Consider the following 10,371-nt stretch of genomic DNA (forward strand, 5'->3'; position numbering starts at 1 on the left):
GGGCCATGCCGTCTCCCCGGTCGCCGCTGTCGCGCCTGTTCACCGTGCTCCTCGCCGGCGTCCTCGCCGGGCTCGTCGTCGCGGTCGCCGCCCTGCCCGGCAATCTGCTCGGCGGGCTGGTCACCAAGTCGGTGCTGGGCGCGTACGCGCAACTGCCCGACGCGCTGCGTACCCCCGCGCAGCCGCAGCGCTCCTACCTCTACGCCAACGACGGCAAGACGCTGATCACGACGTTCTACGACGTCAACCGGACCGACGTCCCGCTGGCGGAGATCGCCCCGGTGATGCGCCAGGCGATCGTGGCCGCCGAGGACCGCCGGTTCTACTCCCACGGCGGTGCCGACCTGCGCGGCATGGTCCGTGCCCTGGTCGCCAACGTGAAGGGCGGCGGCACCGAGCAGGGCGGTTCCACGCTGACCATGCAGTACGTCCGCAACGTGCTCAAGACCGACCCGACCCGCACGGCGGAGGAGCGGCAGGCGGCCACCGAGCAGACCGTCGGGCGCAAGCTCCAGGAGATCCGGTACGCGTCTGCGCTGGAGAAGACCCTCAGCAAGGACGAGATCCTCAACCGCTACCTCAACATCGCCTACTTCGGCTCCGGCGCGTACGGCGTCGCCGCGGCCAGCCAGCGCTACTTCGGCAAGCCGCCGGCCGACCTGACCCTGGGCGAGGCGGCCCTGCTCGCCGGCCTGGTCCAGTCGCCCGACGAGTACAGCCCGATCGACGGGAACAAGGACAAGGCGCTCCAGCGCCGGACGTACGTGCTCGACTCGATGGTGGCGACCCACGCGATCACCGCGCAGCAGGCCGCCGCGGCCAAGGCGGAGCCGCTCACCCTGCACCCGACCGCCCAGCCCAACGGCTGCACGGCGGTCGCCCAGGGCCACGACGACTGGGGCTTCTTCTGCGACTACCTGCGCCAGTGGTGGCTGACCCAGCCGGCCTTCGGCAACACCGTCAAGGAGCGCGAGCAGGCGCTGCGGCGCGGCGGCTACACGGTCGTCACCACGCTGGACCCGAAGATCCAGGCGACCGCGCAGCAGCAGGCCACCAAGGTCTACGGGTACGACAACAAGCGCGCCCTGCCGATCGCGGCGGTCGAGCCGGGCACCGGCCGGGTGCTGGCCATGGCGGTCAACCGGCACTACAGCCTGGCCGACAACCCGGCCGGGCAGACCAACTACCCGAACACCGTCAACCCGCTGATCTCCGGCGGCGCCAGCGTCGACGGCTACCAGGCCGGGTCGACCTTCAAGCTGTTCACCATGCTCGCCGCGCTGGAGGCCGGCAAGCCGCTCGCCACCGGCTTCGACGCCCCGGCCAAGCTGCCCACCCGCTACGCCTCCGACGCCGACGGCAACTGCGATGGCAAGTGGTGCCCGGCCAACGCCAACCCGCAGTGGATGGACGGCTACCGGATGATGTGGGACGGCTTCGGCCGCTCCGTGAACACGTACTTCGTCTGGCTGGCCGAGCAGGTCGGCGAGGACAAGGTGGTGGAGATGGCGCAGCGGCTCGGCATCACCTTCCGGGCCGACTCCGACGCCGCCTTCGCCAAGGACAACGCCGCCAACTGGGGCGCGTTCACCCTGGGCGTCGCCGCCACCACCCCGCTCGACCTGGCCAACGCGTACGCCACCGTGGCCGCCGAGGGGACGTACTGCTCCCCGCTGCCGGTCGCCTCGGTGACCGCGGCCAACGGCGAGAAGGTCGACGTCGGCCAGCCGTCCTGCAAGAAGGTCCTGGAACCGGACATCGCCCGGGCCGCCACCGACGCCGCCCGCTGCCCGGTCGGCCAGCAGTCCGCGTACGGGCAGTGCAACGGCGGCACCGCCACCGGGGTAAACGGGATCGTCGGCCGGCCGGTCGCCGGCAAGACCGGTAGCTCCGAGCAGAACGCCACCGAGACCTTCGTCGGGTTCACCCCGCAGGTCGCCGTCGCCGGCATCGCGGCCAACCCCGACGACTCGACCGACCTGGTCGGCTCGGCGGTGCAGGCGAAGGTGATCGACGCGGTGGCCCGGGTGATCCGGACCGCGGTGAACGGCAAGCCGGTGCAGGACTTCACCGCGCCGAGCCAGGACCTGGCCGGCGACCCGCAGCGCCCCCAGCCACAGCCGACCCCGCAGCCACAGCAGCGGCAGCAGCAGGACCGGGGCCTCCCGCAGGACCTCCTGCGCTGGCTCCAGAACCGCGGCCGCGGCTGAGCGGTCAGGAAGGGGCCCCTGCCATGCCGGAGGCGTTGACCGGCGGCCCCTCCTTACCGCTCAGCCCGCTCCGGCGGGGCGGTGGGGGCCGACGTGGAACATGCCGGTCATCTCGTCGTGGACGGCGTAGCCGAAGCGCCGGTACAGGCTGATCGACTCGCTGGTGGCGAACAGGCCGACGAAGGTGCGGGACGAGGCCCGGCCAGCGATCCACTCCTCCAGCCGGCCGAGGATCGCCGCGCCCACGCCGCGCCGCTGCCGCTCCGGCACCACGGCGAGGTCCTGCAGGTAGTAGTAGATCGCGCCGTCGCCGATCAGCCGGCCGATCCCGATCACCCGGTCGCCCTCGACCGCCACCACCCCGTGCAGCGAGGCGGCCAGCGAGGCCGGGATCGCCGCCGGGTCGTACGCCTCGGTCCAGCCGACGGCGGTGGTGACGGCGACGAACTCCTCGACCGTGGGCAGCCGGTCGACCAGGTGGTAGTCCACCTTCGGAACTTAGCCCGGTCAGCGCCGGAGCAGGGGCGACACCACGCGGTCCAGCGCCGCGGCCACCTCGTCTAGGTCGCCGTCGCCGTCGACCACCACGAACGACCCGAACTCGGGCAGCGCCCGGTAGGCGGCGTCCAGCGCGCGCAGGTGCGCCAGCTCCTCCGTGTCGATGCCGCGGGCCAGGACCCGCCGCCGGGCCACCTCCGGCGAGGTCGCCAGGAAGCAGACGACGGTGGGTCGGGGAAAGAGGGCGTAGCAGGCCCGGACCGCGCGCCGTCCCCGGTCGCCGCGGGCCGCCATGATCACGTACTGGCACCAGGTCCACCGGTCGAGCACCGCCGTCCGCCCGGTCAGCCGGCTGACCAGCAGCGTGCGGGCCATCGCGACCGCGCGGACGGTCGCCTCCAATGCCGGATAGAGGGTACGGCCGAACAGCGCCACCCCGTCCGGCCGGCCGAGCGCCTGGGCGAGCCGGTTCCACAGCGGCCGCCCGCCAGCGTTCTCGAAGTACGTCGCCGGCACGCCCCCGGCGGTCAGCCGGCGGACCAGGGCCCGGGCTTGGGTGCTCTTGCCGGAGCCGTCGACACCGACCAGGGCGATCATCACGGGGTGGGTCACGGGTCGGCACGGTAGCCGCCGGCCGCAAACTCGGCGAAAAAATATCCGCGCGGGTGTCGGATCCCGTGCGGCGGCTCCGACTCACGGGTGAGCGCGCCCGCCGGGGCGCCACCGAGCAGGAGGACACCATGCGCAAGCTCGTCTACTGGGTGCACCAGTCCGTCGACGGCTTCATCGAGGGCCCGAACGGCGAATTCGACTGGCCGGTCATGGGGCCGGAGATCTCCGCGTACTCCTTGGAGCTGTGCGACGGGGCCGACGCCTTCCTCTACGGCCGCAAGGCGTCGGGGATGATGTCGTGGTACTGGCCGCGGGCGGAGCAGATCTCCCAGGACCCGCACAACCTGGGGTTCGCCCCGATCTGGCGGCGTACCCCGAAGATCGTCATCTCCCGGACGCTGGAGAGCGCCGAGTACGACGCCCGGGTGATCGGCCGCGACCTCGCCGCCGAGATCACCGAGCTGAAGGCCCAACCCGGCGGGGAACTGCTGCTGACCGGCGGCTCCGGTGCCGCGGCCGCGCTGACCGCGCTGGGCCTGATCGACGAGTACCAGGTGGTGGTGCACCCGGTGGTGCTCGGCGGTGGCACGCCGGTCTTCCCGGACAAGGACCGGCTCGACCTGCGGCTGGTGGAGACCCGGGGCTTCGACGGCCGGTCGGTGCTGCTGCGCTACGTGCGGGCGTGAGGTGGGTGGGGCGGCCCCGGGCCGCCCACCACCCGGCGGTGGCCGCCCGCCCGGCCCGGTGCCCGGGACCCGGCGGCCGGCCAGGCAGAATCGTCCGGTGCCCGTCCACGAGATCACCGACCCCGACGACGACCGGATCGCCGACTACCGCGCGCTGACCGACGTGGAGCTGCGTACCCGCTGGGAGCCCCCGCACGGCCTGTTCATCGCCGAGGGGGAGCTGGTGCTGCGGCGGGCGCTGCGGGCCGGCTACCCGGCCCGGTCGTACCTGGTCGACGCCAAGCGGGTCGACCAGCTCGCCGACCTCGACATCGGGGACGTCCCCGTGTACGCGGCCACCCCCGAGGTGCTTCAGCGGGCCACCGGCTTCCACGTGCACCGGGGGGTGCTCGCCTCGTTCCACCGCAAGCCGCTGCCCGCCGCCGCCGAGGTGCTGGCCGCCGCCCGCCGGGTGGTGATCCTGGAGGACGTCAACAACCACACGAACCTCGGCGCGATTTTCCGGGGGGCTGCCGCGCTCGGCATCGACGCGGTGCTGCTGTCGCCGTCTTGCGCCGATCCGCTCTACCGGCGCAGCGTGCGGGTCAGCATGGGGGAGGTCTTCGCGGTGCCGTACGCCAAGCTCGAACGCTGGCCCGCGGGTTTGGACCAGGTGCGGGAAGCGGGCTTCACCGTGCTTGCCATGACGCCGGCTCCGGACGCCGTACCGATCCAGCGGTTGACTTCGGCGCAGCGCGAGCGGGCGGCGCTGCTGCTGGGAGCCGAGGGCCCCGGCCTCACCGCGGCGGCCCAGTCCGCCAGCGATGTACGGGTGGTCATCCCGATGCGGCGCGGAGTGGACTCGTTGAACGTCGCCGCCGCTGCGGCGGTGGCGTTCTGGGAACTGGGTCGCGACGACCCATCGTTCGGCATCGGGTAGCCCCTGCCGGCGTCGAGCACTTCTGTTTGCATGATGATGCGGGCTGGTGCATAATCTTCCTCGTGTCCAAGGTTCTCACCTCCCTGCCCACCGGCGAACGCGTCGGCATCGCCTTTTCCGGCGGCCTCGACACCTCGGTAGCGGTCGCATGGATGCGCGACAAGGGCGCCGTTCCCTGCGCCTACACCGCCGACATCGGCCAATACGACGAGCCCGACATCGCCTCGGTGCCCGGTCGCGCGCTCAGCTACGGCGCCGAGGTCGCCCGCCTGGTCGACTGCCGCGCCGCCCTGGTCGAGGAGGGCCTGGCAGCGTTGACCTGCGGGGCCTTCCACATCCGCTCGGGCGGGCGAGCGTACTTCAACACCACCCCGCTGGGCCGGGCCGTGACCGGGACCCTGCTGGTGCGGGCGATGATCTCGGACGACGTCCAGATCTGGGGCGACGGCTCGACCTTCAAGGGCAATGACATCGAGCGGTTCTACCGGTACGGCCTGCTGGCCAACCCGCAGCTGCGCATCTACAAGCCGTGGCTCGACACCGACTTCGTCACCGAACTGGGCGGACGTAAGGAGATGTCGGAGTGGCTGCTCGAACGCGGCCTGCCGTACCGGGACAGCACCGAGAAGGCATACTCCACCGACGCCAACATCTGGGGCGCCACGCACGAGGCGAAGACCCTCGAGCACCTCGACACCGGCATCGAGACGGTCAACCCGATCATGGGAGTCCGGTTCTGGGACCTGTCGGTGGAGATCCCGACCGAGGATGTCACGATCGGCTTCGACCAGGGCCGTCCGGTGACGATCAACGGTAAGGAGTTCGCCAGCCCCGTCGACCTGGTGCTGGAGGCCAACGCGATCGGCGGCCGGCACGGCCTGGGCATGTCGGACCAGATCGAGAACCGGATCATCGAGGCCAAGAGCCGGGGCATCTACGAGGCGCCCGGCATGGCGCTGCTGCATGCCGCGTACGAACGGCTGGTCAACGCCATCCACAACGAGGACACGCTGGCGAACTACCACAACGAGGGCCGCCGCCTCGGTCGGCTGATGTACGAGGGGCGCTGGCTGGACCCGCAGGCGCTGATGCTGCGCGAGTCGTTGCAGCGCTGGGTCGGCACGGCGGTCACCGGCGAGGTGACGTTGCGGCTGCGCCGGGGCGAGGACTACTCGATCCTGGACACCACCGGCCCGGCGTTCAGCTACCACCCGGACAAGCTGTCGATGGAGCGTACCGAGGACTCGGCGTTCGGCCCGTCGGACCGGATCGGCCAGCTCACCATGCGCAACCTGGACATCGCCGACTCGCGGGCGAAGCTGGAGCAGTACGCCACCCTCGGCATGGTCGGCGGCGCGACCCCGCAACGGATGGTCGGCGCCGCACAGGCAGCCTCGACCGGGCTGATCGGTGCGATGCCCCAGGGCGGCGCGGAAGCCATCGCCTCCCGGGGCGTCTCCTCCGCCGACGACGAGGCACTCGACCGCGCCGCGATGGAGTTCGGCGTCGACTGAGCGACGCCTCGGGAACGGGATGCGCTGTGACGGCGGGGCGGTGACCGCCCCGCCGCCACATCGGTCAGCCGAAGTACGTGGACCAGAGGTTGTGGGTCGGCCAGCTGGTCACCGCGCGGGAGGCGGTCCAGAGCGCCGAGTCGATCGCGCCGTAGCTCAGCCCGGACTCGTCGTCGCGCTGGTTGAACACGGCCGCCCAGCTCATCCCGTGGTACGTGCGGACCATGATGCTGTACGTGCCGGCGAAGCTGCCCGTGTGCCAGGTGTTGCGGCCGGTGCCGCCGCTGACCGGGCGCACCTGCCAGCCCAGGCCGTAGTACCAGCCGTCGGCGTTCACCCCGGTGGGGTTGGGCACGGCGAAGACCCGGCCGAGCGAGGTGCTGTTCAGCACCGTGTTGCCACTGTCGAAGGTTGCCGCCCAGCGGACCAGGTCCACCGCGGAGGCGAGCCAGCCGCCGTTGGCGTCGTGGATGCGCATGCTGAACGTGCCGTACGGGGCGTCGACGATCGTGCCCGAGTTGTCCAGCACGGTCGGACCGGTGTACTGGGAGTGGTAGCCCACCTCGCCGCTGTGTCGGCTGATCGTCCAACCGGTCGCCATCCGGGTGATGCCCCGCGGGGCGAGCAGCTCCTGCTTCACGTACGTCTCGTACGGCAGGCCGGTGACCTTCTCGATGATCCGGCCGGCGAGCAGGTAGCCGTAATTGCTGTAGGAGACGGTCGAGCCGGGGTCGTGCATCAGCGGCTGGCCGGACATGAACCGGATGACGTCGGCGTGGGTCAGCTCCATCGGCACGCCCAGCGCGTTGGCGATGACCCGGTCCTTGAACACCGGGTCGAACGCGGTCAGGTCCCGGTCCCAGCCGCCGGTGTGCTGGAGCAGCCGCCAGAGGGTGACCTGGCTCAGCCGGGGGTCGGCGGTCTGCCCGGCCGGCGGAGTCAGGTTCAGGAACTTGGTGATGGGGTCACCGAGGTTGAGCTTGCCGTCCTGCGCGAGCCGGACGATCGCCGCCGCGGTCAACGACTTGGAGAGGCTGGCCACCCGGAACAACGAGGTGGGCTGGATGTACTGCGGCGAGTTGTTGCCGTAGCCCCGGGCCAGCACCAGCCGCCCCTGGTAAGTCACCGCGAGCTGGCCGGCCTCGATGTGCCGGGCCTGCATGAAGGCCTTCATGGTGTCGTCGAACGCGCTGAGCGAGCTGACCGCGGTGCCGGACGCCGTCCAGGTGTCCACCGCGGCGCTCGCCGGCACCGCCCCCAGCGCCCCCGCGCCGAGCGTGCCCACCCCCGCGGCACCCACCAGCTTCCCGAACGTCCGTCGGCTGACCGACCGTACCGTCGTCCCGTCCACGCCTCCCCCTCCGATTGATCACGATCAAGGCGACGCTACTCGACGGACTCGGGACGTGGCGGCGGCGGGTCTTCGAGATCGGCGGTGACGCAGGGTAGCGTGACGCCCGTGTTCCCTACCGTCCGTGAAGTGCTCGCCCTGGTGCCGGTACGCCACGGCGCCCCGCGCCTGGTCGCGGGCGACGCGGGGCTGGACCGCCCGGTCCGCTGGGTGCACGTGGCCGAGGTGCCGGACATCGCCACCCTGCTCGGCGGCGGGGAACTCGTGCTCACCACCGGCATCGGGCTACCTCCGGACGACGCGGGGCTGCGCGCGTTCATCGACGACCTGGCCGACGTCGGGGTGTCCGGGCTCGTCGTCGAGCTCGGTCGCCGCTACCTCAGCGGAGTGCCCCGGGTGATGGCCGCCGCCGCCGAGCGGCGCGGGCTGCCCCTGGTCGAGCTACGCCGGGCCACCCCGTTCGTCCGGATCACCGAGGCGGTGCACGCGCTGATCGTGGACGCCCAGCTCACCGAGCTGCGGGCCACCGAGGAGATCCACCAGCGGTTCACCGAGCTCTCCGTGGAGGGCGCCGGCCCGGAAGACGTGGTGCGGCAGGCCGCCGAGCTGGCCGGGTGCCCGGTGGTGCTGGAGAACCTGTCCCGGCGGGTGCTCGCGTACGACCCGGCGGGGGAGAGCGCCGAGCTGCTGCTCGACGGCTGGGAGCAGCACTCGCGGCGGATCCGGCCCGCCGGGCGGACCGCGTACGACCCGGACAGCGGGTGGCTGGTCACCACCGTCGGCGCCCGGGGCGAGGACTGGGGGCGACTGCTGCTGCGCTGGCCGGCCGGCGGCGAGCTGACCACGGGCGGCGCCGACCGGCTGCTGGCCACCGACGACCGCCCGCCGGAGAGCGTCCCGCTCGACGGGATCGACGGCACCCGGCCGACCCCGCCCACCCGGCTCACCATCCTCATCGAGCGGGCCGCCTCCACGCTCGCCCTCGGCCGGTTGATCCGGCGCGACGCCGAGGGGTTGGAACGGCAGATCCACCGGACCCTGCTCACCGCCCTGATCGACCACTCCCGTCCGGTCGACGAGGTCGCGCTGCGGGCCAAGGCCCTCGGCGTGACGCTGGACCGCCGCCACCTGGTCGGCGTCGTGGTGCGGTACCGGGCCGACGACGCGGCGGAGGCCGGGGAGTCCGGTCCGGAGGCCGGCCCAGCCCGGCTGCGCGACCTCGCCGAGTCGGTCGGCCAGGCGCTCCGGGAGGCCAGGCTCACCGCCCTGACCAGCGCCGTCGACGACCATGCGGTCGGCGCGCTGCTCGCCCTCGCCGACCCGGCCGCCGAGGAGAAGGCGCTCGCCGCGCTCGCCGCCGCGCTGCGCCGGGTACGCCTCGACGCCGTCCCGGCCCGCCCGCCGGGCCCCCGGCCCGCCCCCCGCCCGGTCGACGTGGCCACCCGTCCCGTCGCCGTCGGCGCGCCGCGTGCCGCCGACGGGCCGGCCCGTCCGACTGCCGTCCCGCCGCGGGCGGCCGCTCCGGCAGCGGTGATCATCGCGGCCGGGTCCGGGGTGGGCAGCCTACGGGAGGCGGGCCGCTCACTGGTCGAGGCGCGGCAGATCGCCGAGGCGGCCCGCCGGGACCGGCGGGATCTGCCGATCTTCCGGCTGCCGCACGTCGGGCTGGCCGGCCTGCTGCACCTGCTGCGGGACGAGCCGCGCCTGCAGACCTTCGTGGAGCGGGAACTCGGTGCGCTGCTGGCGTACGACGCCCGGCATCCCCGCGAGCAGTTGCTCGGCACCCTGCGGGCGTACCTGGAGCAGGGCCGGAACAAGTCGGCGGCGGCCGCGGCGGCGCACCTGTCCCGGCCGGCGTTCTACGAGCGGCTGGCCCGGATCGGCCGGATCCTCGACGTCGACCTCGACTCGGTCGAGGCCTGCCTCTCCCTCCACGTGGCCCTGCTGGCCCTGGACGCCGTACGCACCCCCTGACCCACCCACCCCCGCCTGCCCCGGGATCCTGCGGTGATCATGAAGTTGGCGGCGGCGAGTCGGAGGTGGTTTCTAGGCTTCAGTGCAACTGATCTTGGTTGGGCTGGGGGTGCTGGTGGCGAGGCCGGGTGTGTTGACGTTCGGGCATCGGCAGGTGTTGGAGCATCTGTGGGGTTCAGGGCGGACGATCACGCAGATCGCGGGCCTGTTAGGGGTGCCGGTGTGCACGGTGTCGCGGGAGGTTGCCCGTTATCACAGTGCGCGGCATGGGACGAAGAACCCGCTCGGGCGGTCGTTGCCGCCGGGGCGGGCTCGGGCGCCGTATCGGTGGGGGTATCAGGCGCAGTGGGCGCAGCGGCGGGCTGACGCGGCCAGGCGTCGGCCGAAGGCGTCGAAGCTGGGGATGGGCACGCGGCTGCGGCAGGTGGTGGCGGGGAAACTGGCTCGTAGGTGGTCTCCGAAGCAGATCGCCGCGTGGTTGCGGGCCACGTTCGCCGACCGGCCGGAGTTGCAGGTGTCCCACGAGACGATCTACCAGGCGATCTACGTGCAGTCGCGGGGGAGCCTGCGGGCCGAGTTGACCCGGCAGGTGGGGCGTGTCAGATGG

At 72.5% G+C, this 10,371-nt stretch carries 9 protein-coding genes; 6 read left to right on the top strand and 3 right to left on the bottom strand.

The window, feature by feature from the left end; all coding sequences use genetic code 11:
- Positions 1-5: 5 nt before the first annotated feature.
- Positions 6-2,210, top strand: coding sequence for a transglycosylase domain-containing protein (locus FXF52_RS29035; protein WP_148801518.1), 2,205 nt, complete (start codon positions 6-8; stop codon positions 2,208-2,210).
- Positions 2,211-2,270: 60 nt separating this feature from the next.
- Here the strand turns inward: FXF52_RS29035 and FXF52_RS29040 are convergent, their stop codons facing one another.
- Together FXF52_RS29040 and FXF52_RS29045 are read right to left on the bottom strand one after the other, a co-directional pair.
- Positions 2,271-2,699, bottom strand: coding sequence for a GNAT family N-acetyltransferase (locus tag FXF52_RS29040; protein WP_148801519.1), 429 nt, complete (start codon positions 2,697-2,699; stop codon positions 2,271-2,273).
- A gap of 18 nt (positions 2,700-2,717) precedes the next feature.
- Positions 2,718-3,320, bottom strand: a complete 603-nt coding sequence (locus FXF52_RS29045) for a thymidylate kinase (RefSeq protein WP_148801520.1) — start codon at positions 3,318-3,320, stop codon at positions 2,718-2,720.
- A gap of 53 nt (positions 3,321-3,373) precedes the next feature.
- Here FXF52_RS29045 and FXF52_RS29050 point away from each other — a divergent pair, with 53 nt between their 5' ends.
- From FXF52_RS29050 to argG, 3 genes are all read left to right on the top strand, one after another.
- Positions 3,374-4,006, top strand: coding sequence for a dihydrofolate reductase family protein (locus FXF52_RS29050; protein ID WP_255472446.1), 633 nt, complete (start codon positions 3,374-3,376; stop codon positions 4,004-4,006).
- A 58-nt stretch (positions 4,007-4,064) separates the two neighbouring features.
- On the top strand, positions 4,065-4,925 hold the full coding sequence (locus FXF52_RS29055; RefSeq protein ID WP_255472447.1) for an RNA methyltransferase: 861 nt from the start codon (positions 4,065-4,067) through the stop codon (positions 4,923-4,925).
- A 62-nt stretch (positions 4,926-4,987) separates the two neighbouring features.
- The gene (argG, locus tag FXF52_RS29060) at positions 4,988-6,439 is read left to right on the top strand and encodes an argininosuccinate synthase (RefSeq protein ID WP_148801522.1); all 1,452 of its coding nucleotides are present in this window, start codon (positions 4,988-4,990) and stop codon (positions 6,437-6,439) included.
- Positions 6,440-6,503: 64 nt separating this feature from the next.
- Here the strand turns inward: argG and FXF52_RS29065 are convergent, their stop codons facing one another.
- Positions 6,504-7,790, bottom strand: coding sequence for a serine hydrolase (locus FXF52_RS29065; protein ID WP_222870732.1), 1,287 nt, complete (start codon positions 7,788-7,790; stop codon positions 6,504-6,506).
- A 99-nt stretch (positions 7,791-7,889) separates the two neighbouring features.
- Between FXF52_RS29065 and FXF52_RS29070 the strand changes: the two genes are divergently transcribed.
- A complete protein-coding gene (locus FXF52_RS29070) occupies positions 7,890-9,764 on the top strand; it encodes a PucR family transcriptional regulator (RefSeq protein ID WP_148801524.1) in 1,875 nt (624 codons plus the stop codon).
- 82 nt (positions 9,765-9,846) lie between these two features.
- Positions 9,847-10,371 (top strand): transposase (locus FXF52_RS29075; RefSeq protein ID WP_370518038.1); only part of this gene is annotated, 525 nt, incomplete at its 3' end.

The organism is Micromonospora sp. MP36 (genome assembly GCF_008119785.1).
Classification (GTDB): Bacteria; Actinomycetota; Actinomycetes; order Mycobacteriales; family Micromonosporaceae; genus Micromonospora.